General features: G+C 36.7%; 11 protein-coding genes. 9 read left to right on the forward strand and 2 right to left on the reverse strand.

The annotated features are described in order from the left end of the window. The 8 genes from ACOVQ4_RS22090 to ACOVQ4_RS22125 all read left to right on the forward strand — a co-directional run. On the forward strand, positions 1-3,625 hold a 3,625-nt coding region (locus ACOVQ4_RS22090), incomplete at its 5' end, for a hypothetical protein (RefSeq protein ID WP_421822757.1). A gap of 51 nt (positions 3,626-3,676) precedes the next feature. Next, a complete protein-coding gene (locus tag ACOVQ4_RS22095; RefSeq protein WP_421822758.1) occupies positions 3,677-5,404 on the forward strand; it encodes a hypothetical protein in 1,728 nt (575 codons plus the stop codon). A 19-nt stretch (positions 5,405-5,423) separates the two neighbouring features. Then, complete coding sequence (locus ACOVQ4_RS22100) at positions 5,424-13,466, forward strand: hypothetical protein (RefSeq protein WP_421822759.1); 8,043 nt, start codon at positions 5,424-5,426, stop codon at positions 13,464-13,466. Between the two features lie 75 nt (positions 13,467-13,541). Then, a complete protein-coding gene (locus ACOVQ4_RS22105) occupies positions 13,542-15,725 on the forward strand; it encodes a hypothetical protein (RefSeq protein ID WP_421822760.1) in 2,184 nt (727 codons plus the stop codon). Positions 15,726-15,848: 123 nt separating this feature from the next. Continuing rightward, positions 15,849-16,919 (forward strand): hypothetical protein, encoded by a 1,071-nt coding sequence (locus tag ACOVQ4_RS22110; protein WP_421822761.1) that lies wholly within the window; start codon positions 15,849-15,851, stop codon positions 16,917-16,919. Positions 16,920-17,012: 93 nt separating this feature from the next. Beyond that, positions 17,013-20,003, forward strand: coding sequence for a ligand-binding sensor domain-containing protein (locus tag ACOVQ4_RS22115; RefSeq protein ID WP_421822762.1), 2,991 nt, complete (start codon positions 17,013-17,015; stop codon positions 20,001-20,003). Between the two features lie 216 nt (positions 20,004-20,219). Beyond that, positions 20,220-20,942 carry a LytR/AlgR family response regulator transcription factor gene (locus ACOVQ4_RS22120; RefSeq protein ID WP_421822763.1) on the forward strand — a complete coding sequence of 241 codons (723 nt, stop codon included), beginning with the start codon at positions 20,220-20,222 and terminating at the stop codon, positions 20,940-20,942. A gap of 234 nt (positions 20,943-21,176) precedes the next feature. Beyond that, positions 21,177-21,815 (forward strand): hypothetical protein, encoded by a 639-nt coding sequence (locus ACOVQ4_RS22125; RefSeq protein WP_421822764.1) that lies wholly within the window; start codon positions 21,177-21,179, stop codon positions 21,813-21,815. Between the two features lie 193 nt (positions 21,816-22,008). Here ACOVQ4_RS22125 and ACOVQ4_RS22130 read toward each other — a convergent pair whose 3' ends face one another. Then, the gene (locus ACOVQ4_RS22130) at positions 22,009-22,779 is read right to left on the reverse strand and encodes a hypothetical protein (RefSeq protein WP_421822765.1); all 771 of its coding nucleotides are present in this window, start codon (positions 22,777-22,779) and stop codon (positions 22,009-22,011) included. Between the two features lie 175 nt (positions 22,780-22,954). On the opposite strand from ACOVQ4_RS22130, the gene ACOVQ4_RS22135 reads away from it, so the two are divergent. After that, positions 22,955-23,341, forward strand: a complete 387-nt coding sequence (locus tag ACOVQ4_RS22135) for a Dabb family protein (RefSeq protein WP_421822766.1) — start codon at positions 22,955-22,957, stop codon at positions 23,339-23,341. 264 nt (positions 23,342-23,605) lie between these two features. Here ACOVQ4_RS22135 and ACOVQ4_RS22140 read toward each other — a convergent pair whose 3' ends face one another. Beyond that, on the reverse strand, positions 23,606-24,595 hold the full coding sequence (locus ACOVQ4_RS22140; protein WP_421822767.1) for a replication initiation protein: 990 nt from the start codon (positions 24,593-24,595) through the stop codon (positions 23,606-23,608). Positions 24,596-26,634 lie beyond the last annotated feature (2,039 nt).

Consider the following 26,634-nt stretch of genomic DNA (forward strand, 5'->3'; position numbering starts at 1 on the left):
GAACTCGATGAATGGCGATAAGTATTCGGTAGTAGTAAAAGGTACTTGTGGAGACGTAACTAGTACCCAAGCTACGTTGAATATTGGTGCTAAACCAAGCATTTCAGTTAATCCAGTTGGCGCTACCAAGTGCGTTGGCGAAAGTTATACTTTCAGCGTTACTGCTAGCAATGCAGGAGGGTATCAATGGCTTTTGAATGATGTAGAAATCAGTGGTGCAACTAATTCCACCTATGCACTTACTAATATATGCAAATCATGTAATGAAGGTATTTATAAAGTTCGTATCCAAGGAACAGGCGCTTGTGCTAGCAATACAATCTTGAGTGATGTAGCCAATTTGGTAGTCAATACTCCTGTATCTATATCGTCACAGCCTACCGAACAAAGTGTATGTAGTGGTAGTACTGCTACTTTCGAAGTAAGTGCTATTGGAGATATTACTGGTTTTCAATGGTATAAAAACGGCACACCTATTACAGGGGCAACCAATAGTACGTATACTGTAGTGGGGAATACCAACGGCGATAAATTTAAGGTCGAAGTAAAAGGCCTTTGTGGTAATGTCATTAGTAATGAAGTTCTCATAAATGTAACCCCTACACCTATTATTTCTCAACAACCTCTCAGTTCTACCAAGTGCGTTAATGAGTCTGTTACCTTTAGTGTAAACGCAAGCAATGCAAGTTCCTACCAATGGCAATACAAAGGCGTAAATATTGATGGTGCTACTAATGCAAGCTACACCCGTACTATCATTTGTGCAGATTGTGACGGTGGAGCTTATAAAGTGATTGTTTTCGGTCAGGGTGTTTGTTCTTCAAACACTATTACAAGCGAAGAGGCTATTCTGACGGTGAATACTCCAATCACCATAACTCAACAACCACAGGCCACGAGCGTTTGCGTTGGGAATAACGTTACTTTTTTGGTTGAGGCATCTGGTACAATTCAGGGATATCAGTGGTATAAAAACGGTATAAAAATAGACGGTGCCAACTCAAGAACATATACTTTAACCACAGCATCGTCGAATGATAATGAAAATTATGCTGTTGAAATTGTAGGTCCATGCAATACAATTAAAAGCTTAGAAGCAAACTTAAAGGTAAATACTATTCCGATACCTGCTGTTTCAACGAATAAGCCTAATGGGCTTTGTCTTGGAGACCAATTTACGCTTGTTGCAACTGGTTGTGATGCGGGTCTTGTACATTGGTTTGCCAATAACGTTGAAGTAGCTCAAGGAAACCAATATACATCCAACAGTACAGCTACCTTCAAAGCGCAATGCGAATATTTGGGCTGTCGTTCTGACTTTAGTAGTGGTTTTTCACATGTACAATATGGCGCGATTAAAGTTGCGGGCAGTACAACGGGTGTAACATGCTTTGGGGATAAAAATGGTATGGTTGAAATAGTACCATCAGATGGAGCAGGAGCCCCTTTTGTGGTTACATGGACTAATTATAATAATATAACACAAAATCGTCTTACAGATTTAGCAACAGGTTCTTATCAATTTACAATTACAGATAGAATAGGATGTCAACTTCAAGGCTCTATAGATGTTTCTTCACCAAACCAACCTAAAGGATTGGCTGCGTCGTCGGATGTGGTGTGCTTTGGTCAGAAAAATGGTAAAATTGCTTTATCTGCAACAAGTGACTATGGTGGTTTTCAGTATATCCTTAATCAATCGACGCCAGTTTCTTTTGGGGAAACTAGCACCAAAACTATCGAGAATCTTGATAAAGGTACTTACTCTGTAAGTATTATAGATGCTAAAGGCTGTACAGTATTAGCCAATACTACTTTGCAAATACAAGAACCCACACAACTACAAGTTAATTTACAAAAAGTGGTTCGACCAAAATCCTTTAGCTCAAACGACGGCTCTATTTCTGTAAAAATTACAGGTGGTACACAATCTTATGGGGTTGAATGGTCTCTTTTGCCAAGTACCATTTTGACTTCTAATATACAAACAACAATACTCGAAGATGCAGTAAACTCGCAACTTGGTGCCATTGGTACAGGAGAATACCAAGTAAAAGTTACTGACAAAAACCTTTGTACTGCCCTCCTAACACAAAAAGTTGTCGCTCCTGATAAAATAGCTATTACTTCCAAAATAGACTCTATTACATGTTTTGGCAAAGCTGATGCAAAAATTACCTTGACTGTTGCGGGTGGTGTTCAATTACCAACCTCACCTTTTTATCAAATAAACTGGCAACGTGTGGTAAATGGACAAGCTCAAACGATTTCAAGCAATACGCTAGACTTGTCTAAACTAGATAAAGGAACTTATCAGGTAACAGTATTAGATAGCAATGGTATTTCCGAAAAACAGACTTTCGTATTGGGTGAACCAACTCAATTAGTCGCTTCAGTACGTCAGACCGTTGCGAACTATTGCGCATCGACACCACTTGGTGAAGTACAAATATTAGCTACTGGCGGTCGCAATCCGTATAGTTATACTTGGGATAAAACAAGTCAAACCACTGCCAATATCAATAATCTTGCTTCGGGTATATATCTCGCAACTGTAACAGATAAATCGGGCTGTGTAACAACGATTCAAGCAACCGTTCAAGATAGTATTAGTCGTTACAAAATGACGACTTCTTACCAACCATCTACCTGTTTCGGTCGTTGCGATGCGCTACTCAAATCAACTGTAGAAGGCGGTATTGCTCCATATCAATACGCATGGTCAGGCATCAACTCAACGATTGCCAACCCTATCAATGTTTGTGCAGGCGGAACTACTCAATTGGTTGTTACAGATGCCAAAGGATGTCAAATCAAAGGAAACAGTATCACCATGACTAGTCCAGACCCGCGCCTCATTGGCTTAGCAGCTCAGGTAGAAGTTTGCCCTTCAAAATCATTTGATCTTAGTGCGGCTTCTGTCCCTTGGGGTAAAACTTACCTTTGGACATATCCAGATGGAAAAACTCAAACAACAGCCTCCATAAAAGCTGATAGTCTTGGTACTTATACTGTACAAGTATTGGACGAAAATAGCTGTGGGGGTGTTCAACAAATCAAAGTAATTCCAATCAAGAATATCAATATTCTTTTTGCAATGCCGAGCTCTGCGCCTGTCGATAAATCTGTAGTGGCCATTGACCTGACCAACCCAACTCCTACAAATATCGCTTGGGAATACCCAACCCATGCAAAAATGATAGCACAGGATGCCTTTAGTATTAAATTAACTTTTTCTCAAGTTGGTACATACAAAGTTAAAGAATTGGCTACTATTGATAACTGCGTGTACACACTAACCAAAGAAATTCAAATACTAGAAAAAGCTAACGATGGCAACTTCCCTGCCCCAACTGCAACGCAACCAGCGGTGGACTTTACCATTATGGGAAATCCTACTACAGGTAATAAAGTCTCTCTGAGCATTGCGAATACAGAGGATAAAGCCTTCGATATTAGTGTACAATCAGCAACAAAGGGAGTTTTGTATCAGAAATCTTACAGTGAAAAAGATTTGAAATCTCTGGTGATTGAAATTCCAGAAAACGAAACGGAACAGGTGTATTTTATCACCCTGACAAGTGGCGAGCAGAAAATTACCAAAAAGGTATTGATTTATCGCTAGGATATCCCAACACAGATTTTATATATCTCTTCATGTAAAGATTTTAAAGATATGTCACACTTTTACTATAGAACATATTTACAAAGGATAGGCTGTTTAGCGGTAATTCTTTGTGCAACGATGAGCCTATCACTAAAGGCTCAAAATGTTGATTTTGAAAATATTACTAAAGCCAAACCTCTCGTAGTTTCGGGCGGATTAACTGCCAATGGTGTGTTTAGTGCTGGCTTGCCTAACAATGATTCGCCGTTTAATTACTTTCTTTCAGGAACGGTAAACTTCAATCTTTTTGGTACAGTCAATGTGCCTGTAATACTAAATTATTCTAATCGAAATATTAGCCTTTCGCAAGGATATTCTTTCAACCAGTTGAGCTTTAACCCTACCTACAAATGGGCTACAGCTCATATCGGTACCAATTATATGACTTTTTCGCCCTATACACTCAATGGCCACCAGTTTGTAGGAGGTGGCTTGGAGCTGACCCCCACTAACTGGAAAATTCAAATAATGGGCGGACGGCTTCTAAGAGGACAATTTACCGATACCACCACCACTGGCCCTACTTTCGAGCGAATAGGATATGGCTATAAAGTGGAATATAATCCAGGGAAATTTACGATTGGTACTACCATGTTTAAAGCATACGATGTAGCTAACTCGATTCCTGAAGATAAACGCTATTACCAAAATAGCGTTATCAATCCTAAGGATAATTTGGTGATGGGCTTAAACTTTAGTACAACGCTTTTTCACAAACTCCAAATCGTGATGGATTATGCCAATAGTGTTGTTACCAAAGACCAAGGTGGCGAATACGCAGCTTCTTCTATAAAATCATTAGCAGGGTTTTTTCATAAAAATAATGCTACCACCGAATCCTATCATGCTTTTAAATCAAACTTAAACTATAATATCGCTCAAACAAATACCATCTTAGGTTTAGGATACGAGCGTATTGACCCCAATTATACAACACTTGGAGGCTATTATTTTGTGAATGACCTAGAAAACTATACGTTGATGCTTACTCAAAATTTACTCAATAATAAACTCAACATAAGTGGTAATGTAGGTCTCCAGCGAGATGATTTACAGAATACGAAGGCCAGTAAACAAAGTAGGTTTATAGGCGCCATAAACGCCAATCTCCGCTTAGAAAATGGGTTATCCATGGGCGTAAATTTCTCTAATTTCCAGTCATATCGATTTGTTAATACCATCTACAATAATATTACCAGAGTACCAGGGCAACCGCTCGACTCACTACGTTTTTCATTGATTTCTCAAACCATTGGGTATAATCTCGTAAAGCAACTCAATAAAACAGAGACCAAAGAAACGACTTTGACTTTTAATGCTAGTTATCTCAACTCCAGAAACAAAAGAGATAACACTGTCGACTCCACTAGTCAAAGCCACGTAGTAACCAGTACAGCCAGTTATAATATGAATTTTACCAAACAAAAAGCTGCTGTAAACCTAGGTATCAACTACTTCGGAAATGAGTTCTATAACAGTTCACTCCGAGGTTTTGGGCCAACAGTGGCTATAAGGAAGTCTTTTGTCGAAAAAATTAATACCAATTTGAGCTTCTCGGCACTGACCACCCAAAGCAAGACCAATGATGTTAGTACCTCATTCACAGTCATGAACATCATGCTCATGGCTAATTGGTCGCCAGCCAAAGGGCATAATCTCAATTTGAGTTCGAGTGTAGTCAAAAATCAATCTGCTACATTCCTCAACGGTAACATCGGGTATTCTTATTCTTTTTAACTCATTAATAATGAAAGACATGGCTAAACTAGGCCTTCATACATATCAAATCTCGGTACGTTTCAAGCAGCTAATCGTACTGACTTTGTTGCTTGTTGCGGGACAGTTACAAGGTGTAGCTCAACAATATTTCCCAGTGGTAGCACGATTTACTCAGTTACCGCCCTATCCCGTGTACCTCTCTGATTTTAGTAATCCAGCACAAACCAACCTGTCTATTCAAGTTCAAATGAATGACCGAAATATCGCGTCTCGTGCATTTCGTATTCGTGTGTACATTGAAGGACAAGGTTTTTTGATTCAAAGTACCGATTTTGTACAAGGCGAACCATCTATTACACTGGTCGAAGGTCAGGTATATAATATTCCTGCTAGTCAAGTTGCTAATTATTTTAAGCAATACAACCTTAAAATTACGCCCGAGCAATACCGCAGACCTTTCAACGAAGGGGCTTTTCGTTTTGGGGTCGAAATCATCGACTTCCAAACCAACCGCCCAATTTCAGGTATTCAGTGGAGTACTCCTGTTTGGTTGGTGGTTAATGAGCCACCCGTTTGGGTAATGCCACAAAATCAGATTAGCATAACGCCAACTAACCCCCAAAATATCAATTTTCAGTGGGCACCACGCCACAACAACGTCAACGACGTAGAGTATGAGTTTACGATTACCGATTTGATGTTGAACAACGGTTTTCAGGGAAATGTACAAAACCTTTTCCTTTCACAACCTGCTTATTATCAAACTCGTACACGAAATACTGTTTTGAACTACAATGCAACCATGCCTCCGTTGGTTGTTGGGCGCACGTATGCGTATCGAGTACAAGCCATTGCCAAACGTGGTAGCGAAGATGTAGGTGTTTTTAGAAATAATGGTTATAGCGAAATTCAATATTTTACTTATGGCGAGGCCGTAAAACTAAATCCTCCTACCAATTTACAGGTTGCTTGGACAGATGATTTTAAAGGAGCTACCTTTAATTGGAAAGGCGACAACGCGCATAAAAATTTTACAGTAGAATTTCGTGAAAAAAATGCGAAAGATTGGAAAAATGTAGATGTTGTAGCCTCTACAGGTGGCTTGTATAATACTTTTTTGATCAATAACCTTGCCCCCGAAAAAAGCTATGAAATGCGTGTTACGGGTATCGATGCGCAAGGAAATCGCGCTACGGCTCAGCCTATTGACTTAACGAAATCGCCTGCGGCTATCAAACAAGAAAAACTTATCTTGAAAGGGAATATCGTTTGGGCATTTCGTGCCTCCGAACAGAACTTAAATGCTAAAGGAAGCGTATTAGAAGCATCAAATAATGCTAATCTTCCTGCCAGAAAAACCCAACAGGAAGCTCTCGAAACCACTAGCCCTGCCAACATCAAGCATCCTCTCGAAAAAGCTATTGTTACGCTTTATAACTCAAATGTCGAATTAACGCTTGACAATATCAAAAGCGCCAAACCCGAACGCATCGCCACTGCTCAAACCGATGCCCAAGGACAATATACTTTCGATGCACTTGGAGTGAAGTTATTATCTGAGGTAAAAAATCTTTATCTCGTTGCCGAATATCAAGGTGAAAACTTTGCCCCTGCTATTACTAAACTCACCATTGGAGCTGAAGAAACAGGAGCAAAAACGGCATCCGAAATGGTATTACTTGCCAATTCTATTCGATTTGTTCCAAAAGTGCTTATCGGAAATAATAGCTTACCTTCTGGCGAAACAATTGAAAATAACTCGATTGAAGAAATAGCACTATATCGTCTAAAATCAGTTGTTGACAAAAATCCATATCTCCAACACGAAGGTAATCTTAAAGGGGAACGTGCTTCTTTGATATACAACAAAGACACCTATATAAAGGTAGGAGAGTTTTCTAATACTACAATTTTAACCCAGATTTTCAATAACAAAGCCTTCAACGATAAGTTTGTCCTTCGAGTAAAACAAAAGGATAGAAAAGCTGTCGTATTTCCTGTAAATGATATTACTGATTTTCAGGAAGGAAAATATCTGGCCGTTACAGATTATTTTGCCTACAAAGCACCTGCTAATGTTATTAGCGGTTACGTAGAGCGTAGATCTGGAGGCAAGACAGAGCGTGTTAGCAATGCTGCAGTACAAATTTTCAATATATCAACCCGCACCAATAGTGAAGGATACTATGAAATAGAAATTCCTCAGGTCGTTGATTTTAGTATTAAAGTTGTTGGATTGACAACCGGACCAAAGTTTCCTGTAACCAAGGGCATGGAAATTTCAATCAAAGCTATTGACCCTTTCAATACTGTCAATAATGACTCCAAAACTTTTGTATATCAAAATAAAGACATCCAGCAAAATTTTACGATAGATGGAAATGCACATTACATTGAAGGTCGTGTGTTTGGAAGAGATACTAAAATAATCAGTGGAGCAACTGTAACATACAAGTCTCAGACGGTCAAATCTAACGACAAAGGATATTTCAACTTTGCTGTTGCAGGCCCAGAAATGACTGATTCATTGAAGGTTGAATTTGATAACTACGACGTGGCTTATGTCAATGTAAGTAAATTCAAGAAAACAAAAATTGAAGGTAAAAACGCATCCGAGGCGAAAAGTAATCTTTTGACCAAAGTCAAAGCAATTACTGATAAAACCCAGCTCGAAAATTTTTATACTGATAACTTTTCAAAAGCAAATCTCATTCCTGCTACTTTCAACGAAGTAGATTCGGTGAAGCTAGAGAATAAAACCGTTTATCGTGTAATCGCCTACACTAACCAATTAGGTGCGTTGGGTTTACGTTCGCTCCAAGACTCGTCGGTGACAGTCGATGCCATTTTCAATATAGAAGACGCCGACCGAGATATTACAAAAGCCGAATTCATTAGACAAAATGGAAATAGGGAGGTTTGGAAAGGCGGTTATATAGCCACTACCTACAGTAAAGAGCTGACTATCAAAATTACGAATAAGAAGGTAATCGGTAAAGATACTAATGCGTCATCAGATGGATTCGTAGAAGAAGAAATCAATGTAGCATTACCTAAAAAATATACTCAAGGAGATACGCTTATAGTGAAAGTCCGACTCAAACCTGCCTCTATTTTCAATGGGGCAGTCTATGATAGTACTTTTTACATTGCGGGAGTTCGTGAAAATGGGCGTAAAGCTGGCGACGAATACAAGGGTCTTGAAGGTGTAGAAGTGGCAGTAAACGGAGCTAAAATTAAAACCGATGCCAAAGGTAAGTTTAAACTCCGTGTGCCAAAAGGAGAGGATATCGAAATGGAACTCACCAAAGAGGGCTTCAGTACACTTAAGCATTCGTTTACCGCCGCTGTTGTTAATCAGTATAATGGCAACAACACCAAGGCTTTCTATATGATGGCTCAAGACAAAGATTTACCAAAGTTCAAAACTCTCATGAACTTTAGTATTTCTATCGATAATATTGTCAAGCATTCCAATAACACCTATATGATTTCGGGTAATGTATTGCTCGATAAAGGAAAACTCGAAAAGTCTAAGAATGCCTTCAAGGCTGGTGATACCAAAACCCTTACGTTTAAAAACATCATCGTTAAGGAGGATACCAATAAAACCAATGCCATTATTACGCAAAACAAGATTGATTTTGTCGAAACTGAAGCAAAAATCAAGCTTTTTGGTTATGCCCCTATTTTGTTGACAGGTAATCCTATTGGTGAGCCTTATATCCGTTTGCAACAAACAGATAGCAAATCGACTAGCTTGAGTAGTAATGGTAAAATTGGAGCATCGACCATGGAGTTTACTCAAACCGAAATGATGGGTATTACTTTCGGAAAAATGGAGCTGGAGCTGAAAAAAGATGACGTTAAAGAGGCTAAAGTGGGCAAATTTGATGACAAACTTTCAGACAAAGATGCTGGTAAGCGCGAAAAAGATGCGGCAGAAAAGAAAGAGCTTGAAAAACAAATCAAAAGCAAAGTAGAAGAAGCCAATAAAACCGTGCTACAGGATATCATCGCTGCCAAATCTTCGAGTCAAGCAGCCCGCGACAATGCTACCAAAGAACTGAACAGTCTTAATCCCAAAGAAGTAACGGCTGTGCCTGACAAAGAACCATTACTGCTAGCCTTTGCTCCTACAGCACTCGAAGAACTATCAGAAACAAAAGAATACAAGATTGTTTTCCCTGAAGCATCCAAAGTAAATCAAATCAAAAAACTAGGAGCTAAAAAGGATACAGCGGCCTCAGCCCAAAAGCCTAAACATGATGAATTTTTAAAGTTTCCTTTAGGAGCAGGGGGGCTTGTTTCGGCAGGAATTGACCCAGAATCCGCCGTCCTCAAAAAGGCAGGAATAAGCATGAAAGGCGTGATTTTAATTCCCGAGATATGGCGATTTACGAATACAAATCCTCTCACTATTGAAAAACTAGAAATCAGCACTGACTTCAAAATGAAGTCGATTATGATAGGTAAGTCAGACCCTGACAAAAAAGAATTTGTCAAGTTTGGGGTAGCCGATACCTGGATGTGCTATATCAATACTGTACAAATTTTTAGTGAATTTAAAGGCTTCAATTTAGGCGGTACATTTAATACGGATAAAGAAAACTATGTCAATATCAATGCCTTAGGTTTTACCAATATCGGTGGAAAAATATTTCCTAATGTAGATATAAGTACTCCAAAAGATGGCTTTAGATTTAGTAAACTGCGATTTAAAACAGTTGGTAAAAAGAATATTACCATCAAAGGAAACCCTAAAGACAAAAGCTATGAAATAGAAGGCTCTTTACGCATTGAATGGGACGAATCAGACCTTAAATCATTTAGCAGCGATTCTACAGACAGGTTCGGAAAACGCCTTTCGCAAGACGAAATAGATAAAAATGTAGCCTTGAGAAAAGCTAATGAAGGTAATGCCGCTTTTGAAGCAGAACAAGCTTCTCTCAAAACTAACAAGGAAAACAAGAAATATGAGGATACTAAAAAGCAACTAGCGCAGGCCGAAGAAGAACTAAAAGCGCTTGCTAAACTCAAAGATGAACTCACCAATGAATACGATAAATTATCTAAAGAACAACAATCACTCAATGTAAAGCGTATCGCTCTTACCAGAAAATACTCAGGAGCTAGTCGTGACTCTGAGCAGGCTAAAGAAGAAGAAAAAGCACAGACTGAAGCCGAGACAAGTAATAAAAATAAAGAGAAGGATGTTGATGCTCGTTGGAAAAAATGGCAAGATGATAATACAGCCAAAGAAAACGAAATCACGAAACTCAAAGCAACATTAGCGCCACTTGAGCAAGCTCGCGAAAAGGCTAACAAAGAAAAGCAGGAGACTGATGAAAAACAAAAAGCCGAGGATGCTAAAAAGCAATCTGAAAAAGAACAGAAAAATGCAATAGAGGCACAAAAACGTGAAGCCATCGACGCAGGAAAAGCCTATGTTTCAAGCGATACCACGTCTAAGAAATCATCAAGTGGCTTAGATTGGAAAAAACGCATTTTCCCTCTTGAAGTAACAGCTTTTACTTGGTCTACTTCAGGTAAATTCTTAGTGGCGGTTTCGCCTTCACAAGATGCCTTGAGATTTGAGTCATTTGCCATTAAGATTCGTCGAATTGTCTATACTAGGGGTATGAAAACTACACCTACACAGATGACCGACCTGCTCAAAATGAGTGAAGATGAGGTAAATAAAATGAATACCTCATCAAAATTCAATGATGCCAATACTTACGTCAATGACGATGGCAAGCGGGTTGGGGCATTAAGTAAAGATAACCAAGAGTCAAAAGCTAATGCCTCTGTCGATGGGCTTGCCCTAAAAGCCATTGAAGATAAGGTGGTCGCTGCCAATCCAGATACCTTACAGTGGGCAATGGGTTTTGCAGGAGGTGTTGAGCTTGATTTCAAATCTATCAATATAGACTCTGATGTATCTATGTACATCGGCGACTTTGGTAAAGGGTTTGAATTCAGAATGAATGAGTTTGCTCTCAAAATTGATGCAACATCGTTTAGAGCCTATGCTAAAGTAAAAATTGCGACTAGTGGTAAAAAAGTAGGCTTTGAGGGTGAAGGTGAATTTGAAGGTGCCGAGCTCAAAGCAGCTATGTCCCTAAAGTTTTATAAGTTCTCAGATGGTTCTGGCTACGAACTTGGCGCCGCACTCAAAATGTCTACTGGCGCTACTGGCATAGTCACCGGTCCTATTACTTGGACAGCACTCGGAGGGGGCTTCGATTGGAATACTGCCGAAGGTAAATTTAGTGTATTCTTATTAGGAGATGCTCGTTCGTCTGGACTACCAGAAAAAGTAGTTTCTTACAAAAAGGTTCGTCTTTCACTCGACTTTGTGGGCGGTCGATGTGGAGCCAAACCGATACTTCGAGGTTATGCCGAACTATGGACTGGCTCAAAAGGTGAAAAACCTGAAAAAATATGTAATGTAGCTGCCGAAGTAAATTTCTGCGATGCCGTAATTGTTTGTAAAATTGATTGTGAAATAGAAATGTCAGAGAAAAAGGTAAAAGTAGATGCTTTAGCCTTTATTTCTCCAAGTGCGGGATTCTTTATGGGAGCCAATGTGCGTGCAGAACTCTTTGGCATGAATCTCAACGGTCGAATGCTCTTTGGCATCGTATGTGATACCAAGCACCCCGATGCTCCAAAAGAATTAGGCTTGTACCTGACAGATATTCCTAACTACTTATACCAGAGTGATAACAAAACTATTTCTGCACTCTACTTAGGAGTTGATTTAAGTTACGAAAAACGTGAAAATGGTGGTGCCAGTGCTTTTGGTGTTGATTTAGTAAGATACAGTGTAGAAATTTTAGTCAAAGGGCGCCTCAAAGCTGGTATCAACTTTTCGAATGGTAACTTTATGATTAACAGCATGGTCAAGCTCGAAGCTGAAGGTAAAGCAGATATTTTAGGCTTTAATTTAGGAGGTAAGTTTGAGGGAATGTTTGAACTAGGAGGTGGCTATACCACCGATATGGGATGGAACTTCTTAATGGCGGGTCGTGCCAAACTCGAAATTGGTGCAGGTAAGTATCAAGATAAGAATTGTAACGACTTTAGTATCACAGGTATCAAATGGTGCGATAAATGTATTTCATGCTGTAGTGGACGCAAGTGGTACTGCCCAGTTACAATCGTTGTACCATATCCATGCGGTGAAATAGATAGATATCTCAAACTATGTGTAGAAGGACAATTCGGTGTAAGCTATCGTCAAAGAGGGCCTGATGAAGGTTGGAAAGCCTTTGCTGGAGGTGCTATGAACAGATCTAATAATAGTTCGTCTAGTTCGGTTGGTACAAATAGTTCTAGCCTTACTGCCGAAACATCTTTGAAGCCTGGCGAATCTCGTACATCACCTAATGGTATTTATAAGCTAATGGTAGAATCAGACGGAAATGTGGTCATTACCAAAAAAGGTGTTAAAATCTGGGAAACTAGAACAGGTGGTAAAAACGTAGATGCTTTCAAAATGCAAGATGATGGTAATCTAGTAGCATACGCCGTGGGAGGTAGAGCTGTTTGGGCTTCTGGAACTCACGGAAAAGGCAATAAGTCTAGTGTATTAGTAATGCAAGATGATGGAAACTTGGTCATCTATACAAATGATAGCAACCCTATTTGGTCATCAGGAACTAGAAATGTATATACACAAGAAGAGATTGATAAAATTACAGTTAAAAATGGTGAAAGCCTGAGAGTTAACGACAAACGTACCTCAACAAATGGCAAGTACTATGTAACCCTACAATCTGACGGAAACGTAGTTTTATATAAAGGCGAAAAAGCGCTTTGGGCAACAGGTACCAGCAGCCAAGATGTATATGGTATCTTCGTACAAAGAGATGGCAACTTGGTAGCTTATCGAGGTGGTGATAGACCCACTTGGGCTTCTAATACAGCTGATAGAGGTGGACGCGAAACCTTCTTGATGATGCAAGATGATGGTAATCTTGTATTATATAAGCGCTTAGGAAGTAGTACACCAGGGCATATTACTGTGTATTTTGGCGAAGAGCCGATATGGGCTTCGGGTACTTTTGAATAATTATTCTCAAACAAAGGGTTACAAATACAGCAGGAGCTAGCCCAAAATAGCTCCTGCTGCTAATATATTTAAAACATGAAAAAGCTTTATTTTTTATTCTTGCTTTTAACTTCATCTGTTTCATGGCTTGCACAAGCTCAATCTCAAGATATTGCTGTGGCGTTGCCTTCTCCCAAAGGTGTGTACATACGCCTCAAAACGGACTATATTGCTGGTACTACTTTAGGAAAATCTAAATATGTAATCAAACGTAAAAAGATTATAGAATCAACTTCAAAATCTATTGGTCAAATGCAGTTGGCCAAAGATTACAATGATTTCTTGCGTATAGTGGGTAGAAAATCTCTGAGAGATTTTGAAAAAATGAAAAAGTTTTACGGAGCTTCCGAAACCATGGCCTTTATGTACAGTAGTCCAGCTTACAAAACTGTAGCGGCTTTTGCTGAGCTCAAAATAGAATTTTTACAGGCTTTTGGTTACGCTTTTTTGGATTCTACAGCACAAAAAAATGAATTGTATAACTACGAAGTATTTGAACTTTTGTCCAACAAAGAAGAAAAACTTATAAGCACCATAAGCGTATTTAGTAATCCTAAAAATTTTGCCCTCAAGCAGTATGTACCCCAAATCAATAAAATTGTTGGCTCTGATTCTTCGGTTGTTTTTGAGTGGAAAATAACGTCACCTCCCTATGTAGACAAGTCTGCGGAAATGGCAAAACTTGGTGCACAAATCGAGCAAGCTTTTCAAGCAAAAGCTAATCAAAATGCCCAACGCATAGATGAAAGTGCTTATATCAACGTAAAAAAACTATACCTAGACAACGAGCAAAGTTTGTCTATCTACCCTACCGACGACTTTACGACACGCTACAATGTATATTATCGCAAAAATGGTAGTGTTCAATGGCAGTTTTTAGAAAAAAACGTCGCTAATAACGACCCTTTAGGCAATCATATCCTTACTGCACGTGTGCCAGGTAAGCGCGATGACTTGGTCGAAACTATCGTTATTCCAGAAGATTTTGTGTATAATACTGGCGACACCTCTAGCGTAACCCGTGGCGTAATTGCTCACAACGGAAGTGTGGAGTTAATTTATGGTGTCAAATCTTCTGACTCAACCAATGCCATTATTCTGCAATGGAAAAAGCTGGCAGACAAGCCTTATTACGCAGGTGTCGAAATTGCCAAAGCGGCAGGAAATGAAGAACCCAAAGTTATACAGGTACTTCCATCAACGGCTTCCAAGTTTATAGATACCGATGTCTTCCCCGCAGGGCAGATGTTCAAATATTTTGTCCGTCCTATTTTTATTCCTTTTCAAGAATTAAAACAAGAAATACCTGCTACCACAACCATGACTTGTGGGAAGTTTTCGAGACCAACACCGCCGTTTAACCTAACAGTACAGTCAGAAGGCCCTAATGCCAGATTGAAATGGGACGTAGCCGACGAAAAAGCAGGGCATAGCTATTTTGTATATCGTGGCACTAGCCCCACAAAAATGATTCCGATTCGTTCGGCAGTTAAAGAAAAACAATACCTAGATACCACAAGCTACCTGACCGGACGCTCTACCTACTACTATGCAATTATGGCTGTGAATGTTACTCAAGATACAAGCGACTTTTCGCCTTATGTAATGTATTCGCCCAACAAGGTAGAGCCTGTACAAAGTCCAAGTAATATAGGGTTTGAGGTTATCAATGAAAAAGCACATTTGAGCTGGAACGACGTTAGGCTCAACGATGATTTTATTGCAGGATATGCCTTGCAACGCAAAAAGCAGGGCGAAACTTCCTTCAAAAATATTCACACATCTGTCCTCACGGCTTCGAATTTCGTGGACGATTCGTTCGAACTTGGTGTGAATTATTTGTATCGAGTGGCTTCAATTACCCTCAAAGGAGATACCTCTTATTTTTCGCCAGAAGTAACCGTTCAAACGCCCAAACTGAAAAATACTTTAGTGGGAATCTCCGGAATTAGTCTATCAAATTTGTCTGAAAGTATCAAAATAGCTTGGCCAAGTGTAGAAGTAGGAGCCGTCAAAGGCTACAAAGTATATCGTAAGCTTCCAACAGAAATCAATTTCAAACTAATCGGTAGTGTATCAAGTGGTAATTTTGAGTTTCAAGATAAAAATGTCAAACCTGATGTGATTTATGTATACACTGTTACAAAAATTGATGATACCAATGCAGAAAGCAGTGTAGAAGAACGCAAATCGATTTATCGTGAAAAGGTAAGAAAATAATCAATTGCCATAAAAATCGACAACCAAGTTATTAGTCTGAGGCTTGGTTGTCGATAGTTTGTATCTATCATTTGTTGAATTCAAAAGTAGGCTAAGTATGAAAGTATTATTTTATAAAAAGCCATGTTGACCAAAATCCTTTCATTTGTTTATTTAATATTGATAAGTATTCAGTCCTTTGCCACCTCTAAGCCATTAGAAATAAAGGTAATCGACGAGTATGCTATGTCTATCGATAATGCTATTTTTTCAGTTTTGGATAGAGGGAAAAGTTATAAAATTATTCAAGAAGAAAAAACGACTAATGGCATATTTCATCTAACAATTGATTATGATAAAGAGTATTACTTCATGATTCAGAGTCAATCTTTTTTTGTATCTCATTTGTTTTTGTCTTTTCATGAAATAAAAAATCAATCCTTAGAAGGTGATATCCTTAATACTCAAAATACCAACGTAAGAATGCTATCTAAGAATACGATAGCTGTTACGCTCAAAAAAATCCCCTATTTTCAGTTTTTGGCCAGAGACCAACAAACGGGTGAATATATCGACGCACAATATTCGATTCGGCTCAATAAGACAGGTGCCGTAACCGTTAGAAAAGCTCGAAAAGGAGAACCCATCGACTATCTTCCCGAGATGTTTTGTACATTTGAAGTTTCGGTACAAAAAGATGCTTATGTAACCTACACCAAAGAATTTTTTTATGATAAGTCATTTAAAGGACTAGAATACGCTTTTGAGTTAGGGATAGATTCTTCTAAAATTAAAATTCCTAAAGATACCGCTACCTTAATTTTGGCTTCAAAAACCAACAAACCTATTATTCCTAAAATAACGAAGCCTAGCCCCAATATGGTGATTCCATTTGAGCAAGGGAGTTTTTATTTAACAACCCAAACACGAGCGCAACTGAGCAGTCTAGTAAGTAAGTTGCAAAATGACCGAAACACTACCCTCCGAATCGTTGGATGTCATGATGGTATTGGCAGTGCCAAACTGAATGGTTATTTGGCCTATTTGAGGGCTGTAGCTATCCAAATTTACCTTGACAACTATAACTTTAATAGTGTTAAGACGGTGGTACAAACAATTGAAAGCCCAGAAACCGATATTCCTTTAGAAGCCCGAAGAGTTGCTAAGATTTATATTGAACAAGAACCCACACAAGATTATATATCCAAAAAATAAGCTGTTTTTTGAAACTAAACATACCATTACTACCTAAAAAATATGTACAACAAACTCGTTAGATTGATGATATATCGCTTTGTAACTATACTTATGTGTATACTATTAGCCCACATCCAATCTAGGGGACAGTATTATTTATCTTCTAAGCAATATGGATTTTCGAGTGGTTTGGGGCATCGCCATGTCAATGCTTCTTTTATAGATTCGAAGGGTAAAACAATTATCCTGACTGCCAACTCTATGGCTTTCTTTGAAGGCGATGCATTCAAAACAGTTGCTTATCCTGAAGCCTTTTCATCCAAAGGGTTTAATACAATTTGTGAAGACAATACCGGAAATTATTGGGTTTCGGAGGCCTTTGAATGGTTTTATTCATTCAACATTCGCCAAACCTATATTTATCAGCAAGGCAATTTTATCCCATCCAAAAACAAAATTCCTAGTTCAATTCAGATAGAGTCAATTCTTTCGGATGACCATAGGCTACTTTTTATTGGTACTAAAACAGGTGAAATTTATTCTTATTCTGCCAGTGACAACAAACTATTATTACGTAAAAAAATAGGTAAAGCACCCATTAAATTACTCTATGCCAATCAAAACAAAATTGTTTTTTGTGAAGAAAAGGGCATAACCGAAGACCATAATATCCAGCTTATTAATTATGCAGGAAAGGTTTTATTTCAAGAAAAACTACACAATAAATTTGGTATCTCTGTACTTTCTGTGGCCGATGAGCTTTATGCCGTATTTGATGGTCGTAACCAAACAGAAATACTCAAATTAGGTACAAATGTAGCTTTTTCGTTACCCAAAAATCATTCTTATACCTATCTGACAGGCTTGGTGTATGAGCCCAAATTCAACTCTTTGATTTTTTATAGTAATGATAAAATATTCTTTTTGAGTCCTGCTCTCGAAATTCTCTATACGTACGATTTTTCTTTTTCTATCCATCATATTACTCCTGATCGTCATGGCAACTTATTTATGAGTACCGACAACGGCTTAGTGATTTTACGTATTCAAAAAGGAGTAATTAATACCCTTTTGTATAATCCTAATCCCGAAGACAATCAAGATAATTACTCTTGTCGCAAAATTTATAAGTTTGATAAAAATACCCTGATTGTCAATACCAATAAATGTCGTCAAGTAATAGACCTCCGTACAGGGCGGCATCAAAAACTCCCTACTTTAAATGCTAATTTGCAAGACGATTTTATTTTATCAATCCTTCATGACAAACAAGGTAATCTTTGGTTTGGCGAGCAACAACTTGTTACTACAGATTTGACGAAGAAAGTTAATCATTCCTATTTTGCCAATTATGAAACACGGATTTGGTCAATGACCGAGTATCAACAAGGCTTATTGCTGGGTTTTGAGAAAAAAGGAATTGGGTATTTCGATAAAGCTCGAGGGAGTATAAACTATTTTGAAAGCAAACAACCTCAAGAGCTTGCATCTGCCACAGTTTATGATTTTTTAAAGCTTGAAAATCAAGTATTTATTGCTTCGTCTTCAGGACTTTATGTGCTTGATAATAAAGGTACCATCAAGAATATCCCTTATGCTTTTGGACAAAAAAAGGCTACTTACGATATCAATATTTTTAATAGAAAAGAAGGCAATACCTTAAGTTTGTCTACCGAAGAAGGTATTTTATTATTAGATATCAATACCTTGAAGACTCGCCAGTTTGTGCAGGACAAGCATTTTGAAAAAGTAAAATTTTTGTCATGCTACGAAACAATCAATGGCTACTGGGCAAGTAGCGAACAAGGGGTTTGGCATTTTGATAAAATAGGGAATCTGCTTAAAATTTATACAGAATTAGACGGCCTAACCAATAACGAATGTAATACTTTGGCGCATTATCAGGATGAGGAAGGTACACTATTCTTTGGAGGACTAAACGGTATCAATATCATCAAACCAGAAGCTTTTGCTAATCAGCCTAAAGAAGGAATTATTCAAATCCAAAATATTCGAATTTTTAATAAACAAGAATTAATTAATACGATTCCTGAGCTAAGGAATGATAAATTAACGCTAACTACAAACGAAAATTCGATTGAATTTGAAGCTGCCTTTGATGATTATATGTATGATTGCGAAAAGCAGTTTTATTATACCATTGGGCTCGAAGAAAAAAACTGGGCTCCTTTTGTAGCCAAAAACTTCAGAATCGATAACATTCCTTATGGCGAATCTCTCATCCATATCAAGGTAATAGCTTGTAATAACTTTGCTAATAGTAACTTATTGACTATCAAAGTTTTTAGGGCTTATCCTTTGTATTATCAATGGTATTTTTGGGTGTTGGTATTGCTAATACTTGGAGCGATAATTGTAGGAGGGTTTCAGTTGTATTCTTATAATTATCGAATGCGAAATCTTAAACTCAAAGCCCTCGTAGATAGGCAAACCGTTACTTTAAGAGAAAACCTTACATTTCGAGATGAGTTACTCAAGTTGTTAGTTCATGATGTTCGGCATCCCATTATAAGCTTTAATAATCTAACGGATAAACTTAATTTTTTGATTCAGAAAAAAGAATTTGAGCGACTTTCTTTGCTAGGTACCGAATCCAAATCTCGTAGCGAAAACCTTTTGTGGTTGATAGATAACCTAATATTGTGGATTCATTCTACAAATAAAAATGAAACTGTTGTGTACCAAAATCACGATTTGGTAGGATTAATGTATAAGATAATTCAGTCGTATCAAAGCGATATTTTATCAAGAAATCTTAATTTTGTAGTCGAACCTGAGATTTTTTTAGCAAAAATTGATGAAAGATTATTTATCATCACGATGCGAAATATTATATTTAACGCTATAGAATATGCTAAACGAGATACCACAGTACAGATAAAAATTAGTCGAAATACTCAGATTATCGAGGTAACTTGCTATAACTTGATAGAACCCGACACCCAACCACGACCAGAAACCAGAGGGTTGAAAATGGGTTTAAGTGTATTGAAGACCATTCTCGAAAAGCAATCAATCGAACTTTTTAATGATAAAGTCGATGATATTTATTTAACAAGGTTGGTTATTCCTGAAAAATAGATAGAAAAAGAGCGTATCACCCCTAACTGGTACGCTCTTTTTCTATCTATTTCAAACCAACGTTGGTTTTTGCTCGTAAGTATATACGAGCGTGTATGCGATAAAAAATATCTTTAGTACTTATGCTTGAAAAGTGAATTTACCATCCATTTATCAATGTTTTTATTTAGCACCCATTATTAAGTATTGTACTCAGAACCCACTAGTAGTCTATTTATGAATCCTATTTCTTGCTTAATTTTAGAAGACACAATTAGTGATCAGCTAGACATAGAGCTGATTTTGCAGCATTATCCTATGATAGATGCTACCTACGTCAATACACCTAAGTCTTTCCTAAACGCCATTAAAGAAAATGATTATCAGCTATATTTTATGGATATTCATATTTCTTCTGACATAACAGGGGTTGATTTGCTGGCGTCTGTTCGCAATCCGGGCGCTTGGGTAATTCTAAACAGTTCCTATTTAACAGATGAGTATTATGAAGAATACAAGAAAATCGATTGTAGAAAGTACTGTATTTCTAAGCCTCTCAATCAGTTTTCGATTAGGACAATACTAGATGAATTAGTAAGCCAAACTGCCAAGAACCATACTATAGGCCATACCACTGAGTTTGTGATGGTCAAACAAGGCGACTATCTCCACAAAATCAATATTGACACTATTTTGTATTTCGAATCTAGTGGGCATTTAGTATATATCAAAACAAAAGAGGCTAAGTATGCTACCTATGGCTCTCTCAAACATTATGAATCTTTGGTACAGGGTAAACCTTTTGAGAAAATTAACCGAAATGTAATTATCAACTTGTTGTTTGTTCAAAAGATTAATATCAAAGAAGATTTTATTGAAATCGATAATGTATGTTTTTCATTAAGTAGAATCCAGAAAAAAGAATTTATCGAAAAATTTGATAGACTTATCCTCAAATAAGTTAGTGGGCAAAATAAAATTTAAGATTGGGCATTGGGCTGCCAGGTATCGGCTTTCGGCGGTGGGTTTTGGAAAAAAGCATTTGAACACTCTGTGCCTTGTGCCTAAAACAAAAAACTTAAATCTAATTTTGTATACTTACTTAAGAGGCGATTTTGTTAGACCTGCAGGTGGCATAATATTTGAGGTTCTTGTCAAAACCCCTAAGTGTTAGTTCCTGAATTGGTTATAAGTATGAGACAAAAAGTAAAAAATATATTATTGATTTTTCTATTCCTTCTAGGAGTATCAAAAATTAACGCACAAACAACCATTGCTCAAATCTCTTTTAAAATAGAATACAAAAGCGATGGTTGGTTTTATGCTTCCATGAAATCTAGCCAAAACTTAAATAACCCCACTTCTACAACCCTCAATAAAATTACCGAGATGCAGTTTACAATAGTAGCGCCTTTAGGTACTTTTAGTAGCATAAAGAACTTTACGAGTACACTTCCTCTTTTGGATGGATTAACCTCACCGCCTTGGGGAAGGCAGTCCAAAACTAATGCTACCAATGAGTATATTTATTTGTATGTTTTGGGGGTACCAACAGTACAAAATATGACCGCCAATGTAGATATTCCCTTATTTAAGTTTCAATTGAGTAGTTGTACTGGTGCTTTACGTTTGTATCGTAATGTAGCCGATGCATCTGGCATAGCGGATGTACAAGTATTAAATTCGGCGAACTCTATGTTTATGGCATCAATAGCTTCGGCACGTACTAATGCCTATAGTGGAAATTATGGTAGCAGTGCAGATTGTAATCCTGTAGTTTGTAAACCTACTATCTGTCAACCACTTACTGTTGTCAGAAGAACTTTAAAATAGGCTCTCAAATAATTATATGGGCTTTTCGGTCAAAGGTTTTATATATTGCCTTATCTCAACATAATAAGGCAGATAGTGATTTCTGTAACGAATAATCTATCGTATTTTTACAAACATTCAAGCTCAAAATACTACCCAAACCGTTCCTGAAGATTTCCTTCCGATAACATTTTTTGTTGAAACTCTCTAGCAGTTACTCTCGCTTTTCAAACCATATAATAATATTACGATCATTAACTGGATAGGTCATTTGCATCAAAGGAGCAGTAGGAGTGTAGCGAATAAAGATATCACCTCTGATAGAAGTCTTGGGAGCCAATACATTTTTGAGAAATGTTTGATGTTGCCATACCTCTTTTTCATTCATATAGCGATCCATTTGAGAATAATAATTACTTCTATCTATGGCTCCCTTGGCCAGCCCAAGCCTCAGCATGCCTTCTCCCAAAGCCATCGTATTTCGGGTTGATACCCAGTCTCGATGACTATTCGACTTCGTAGCTCCCGCCACTAGGGTCACTGCCCCAGCAACTGCAAGGATCGTATTGATTGTTTTAGCTGTCTTGATTTTTTTCTCTTCCTTTGCCATGAGCTTATCAAGTTTCACAAGTTCATGAGTAGGGTCTATCGCAAAAAAACCGGGGTACTCTTGGTCGTTTCGTATAAATGGCTCTCTGTTTTGGGTATAGGGTTTCAAATAAAAGTCTTGTGGACTGATGATTAAATCATGATTGGTATTATTAAAAACCTCCAAATCAAAAACCGCATAATCTTGATATAAGCCTACAAACGAAGCGACTACATCTATACTATCTTGTGTTTCTTTTACTACAGTTCGCCCGTTGATTACTGTACTATTGGTTGCACCAATAGGTTCCAAACGCAATACATTCGTAGATGTGCACCCTAAGGTCATCAAAATGAGAACCAAATAAAAAGGTAATAAATAGACTGATCTTTTCATAAACACAAAGTATAGTTTAACTCAAGACCATTTGGGGGCTTTTTCCCCCTAGTACTACCCGTATTTTTCTAATTAGAAAATTTATTTGAAGAAAACCCAATCAAAATGCGCAAATACGATATTCTCTTTTTACATTACTTTAGTTTTTATATGTTAATCAATAAATGCTTATTCTATGCTACCTAAATTTATCGCCCTTGCTGCTTGTTTGGCATTCATCAAAGGGCCACAAACTCCTCCAAAAACAAAATCCAACAAAGAGTTATTAAAACATGTAGTGGTCGTAACTTTTAAGCCAGAAACATCCATGGATTTGATTCGTAAAGTAGATGTTTCTTTTAAAAATCTCTCTAAATTACCCATGGTCAGAGCTTATGAATGGGGTATTGTGAAAGACGCAAAAGTAAAAGATAAAATAAAGCATGTGTATGTTACTACTTTTTCGAATCAAAATGACGAAGATGCTTATGGCAAATCGGCAGAGCATCAAAAGCATATAAAACTTGGTGCCGAAAACATTGAGTCTGTAGAGGCAATTGATTACTTTGTCCCTTCAAAATAATGCAATTATAAGCCTTGTATTTTTTGGATAAATTTTTCTAGATGTTGTCACTTTTTTGCTAGTTAAGTTAATACGCAAACTAAAATTTAATTTTTGAGCTTTCGGCTTTCAGTTCTGAGCATTGGGCAAAAGCATACCTAGCGTTACTAAAAAACATTTTAACACGCTTTGCCTTGTGCCTAAACACATTACTTAATAAATCAAAAGCGGCCTGAATAATTTTCAGGCCGCTTTTGATTTATAGTTTAAAATGACTTTTTGTATCTATTTTGGGTTTCTTTTGTTCACTAAGCCCATGGTTGCTAGCAAATAAGCCGTTCGATTTTTGACGTGTGGATGTACTCCATTTTCAAATTCGATATGTATAGTTACAAACTTGTTGAAGTATTCTCTATTTTCTAATATCAAATTTCTGTGATTAGCTTTAAAATTATATTTGGTGTCCAAAATGGTTTGTACATTTTCTAACACAGCTTCTGGATTAACCTCTATCGCCTCAAAAAAATCTAATTTATCACTTTCGCTACTTACAAAAGGTGTTGTGATTTTGAAATAAATCGCTTCTATTCCTCTTTGCTTTTCGCCTGTATTATATTCAAACTGAATATTATCAATACTCATTTGAGTGATTTCTCGATGGGCTTTTTGTAAGACATTTACATTAAAATCATAGAAGTTAGAATACTTGTTCTCATCTACTTGTAATAACTTCTTTAATTCGTTTACTGTATAAGAAAATGTATATCTTCTTTGTCCAATATGCATCTTCAAAATACGGTACATCGTACTAGAATACACATATTTAAAAGATTGTATTTTTTCAAGATTGTATCTCGCATACTGGTTCTTAAAATCCTTCAAGTATTTGCCTATAGCATGATTGGTTTCAAACTCCAATACCCCATTTTGATAAGATATTCGTGAAAAAATGGAGATGTGTTCATATTCAATCTCTGGCCTGTTAAAATCCAAAAAAGTAATCGACTTTTCCATCATCGATTTAGTAACTGCCAAAGACTGTTGGATGGTCACATACTTGATAATTTCACTTCTTGGTATCGAAATGATGATGGAAGTGTGATCATCTACCTTTGCGAGGGCCTCGTAGTCAATTTGATTAACAAAAAGCTCAAAAAGCTTCTGTTCTACGCGTTTATAGGGGATTGAGGACACTATAAACTTGTTCGAGAGGTAGTTATCTACTCGACTATGCTTGAAGGGTAATATGAGGCTTTTGTTCGATGGAATTTTCATAACTATATCAATTTAGCGCAAACAGGTGTTTTTTAGTACTGTAAATTTATAAAAAACTCGCATTAATTCATAAAAAACTCGCATTAAATCGGAAATTTTTCATAAAAAACTCGCATTAATTCATAAAAAACTCGCATTAATTTTTGTAACTAATTGAAAATCAGTTGATTAGGCGCCTCCTAAATCAATCAAATATTTTGATAAATCTAAAAATTTCAAAAAAAAATTACTAAAAAAAATAGTTTTGTATAGTTTTTGGCGAAAAACGAACCTCAACTCGGAAAATTAGCATAACGGTTAGCCTTATTCCCTTCTCTTTTTGAAAATTTATAAAAGTTTTTTTCATAAAAAACTCGCATTAATTTTTAAGTTATTGATTTTCAGTAGATTATAAAAGTCATTTTTCATAAAAAACTCGCATTAGCTTTTTTTTAGTTAATCCTTAAAGACTTGTTAGTATAACAATTATTAGTTCAACAAAAAAGATTAAATAGCTGATTTTCAGTTATTTAATCTTTTTTGTTGAACGTAAAAGTACTTTTTGAATGACTTGATTATTCTCCAAAATTGTATTTTGCGGGTTGTTATAAAAAACTCGTATTATTTGTAAATTGCTGAAAATCAGTTTTTTATGAAAATCAATTTTCATAAAAAACTCGCATTAAGGCAGTAATTGGGGTAAAATGACGCCTTCTTTGGAAGTCTATCTGAAAAAATCTTATTTCTTTATATGCCTGATAATCAGGCATATAAGTATTTTGATGACTATGGCGAGATTTCCGTTTTATGAATATACGTAACCGTTTTTTCCAAGACACAAACTCAAAAGCTCAACAGACAGCTGTCAGACGGTTTTTTTTGAGGAAAAAAAAGTAAACCGAAAAAATATAAATGGAAACAGTTTTGTTTTGTTCCGCTGTGGCTTATTTTTCTGCGATTTAAGACACGTTCTTGGTTTTGAACTAGTAGGAGTAAGGCTTTGATAAAAATCGTGTCTTAAATCGAATGTTTTTCTAATTTAACTTTAAAGATTTATCAGTTTACTTCAAGAATTGGCAAATCAGAATAATTTTATGGAGTTAGGAGGTGTGAAAAAAGGTATTTTTTGGTAGTTATCCACACTTGTCCACAATTAATTACGACTTATCCACAATTTACGAGAAGTGCTATTTTTCTTCTCGTAATTCGGCGACTTTCTCAGCCGTAATTCGTACTCAAATTTTTTATGGATTAAAACAAATAGTACAATTTTGTACTGTGCTCAAAAATAAGGATATACCTAATAATTTTAGCAAAAATTAGATGTAGGTTAATTTTTCGTGAGAGGGCAAAATTTGGGTAGTATAGTTAGAAGATAAATAAATAATAAATTGTATTATTCTAATAACATAGTATATTTTCATGAACCTCTATCAGATATGATAAACAGATTTTTTAACTCGTATAAGATCAATTTTAAAATCACAAACTTTGTGACCTATCATGTGGTAAATAATCCCCATTCGAAGAAAAAAGACTCAATCATAACTAAAGTCACTGTGTTAATTGACCGTTTACTCAATTAAGTGAAGAAATAGATACTTTTTGAGGTAGCTGAAGTCTTAATTTCAAAAAGCTTTCAAGAATTTAAAGAGAGATTTATTTTAACCAAAATATACAGATATAAGATTAATACTTCTACGAAATTACACCTATAAATTTATGCTGACAGGAAGCGATCAGAAGCGGAAGACTTCTATCTATTTCTGAACTAACACTTCTTCGGATGCCTTGTAGGAATACTCCGAATTATTGAATGTGATGGCAAAATGCTTCTTACTCGTTTTAAGTAAGGAGCATTTTTGTTTTAAACCAGAGGCTTTTTATTTAATGCCTCTGGCTATTTCTTTGAGAAATATTTTTGCTGATAGCTCAGTGTTTAAATAGTAAATATCGGTCTAAAGTTTTGACTATTAAAAGACCATTGGCCTTAAAAATCAACCAAAAGTTACATCAAGATTTTGGTATGCCTACAGAGGTGTTACTTTCTTCCTGAGCGA

Origin of the sequence: Flectobacillus sp. (assembly GCF_049240685.1) — a bacterium.
In the GTDB taxonomy this organism is placed as follows: Bacteria; Bacteroidota; Bacteroidia; order Cytophagales; family Spirosomataceae; genus Flectobacillus.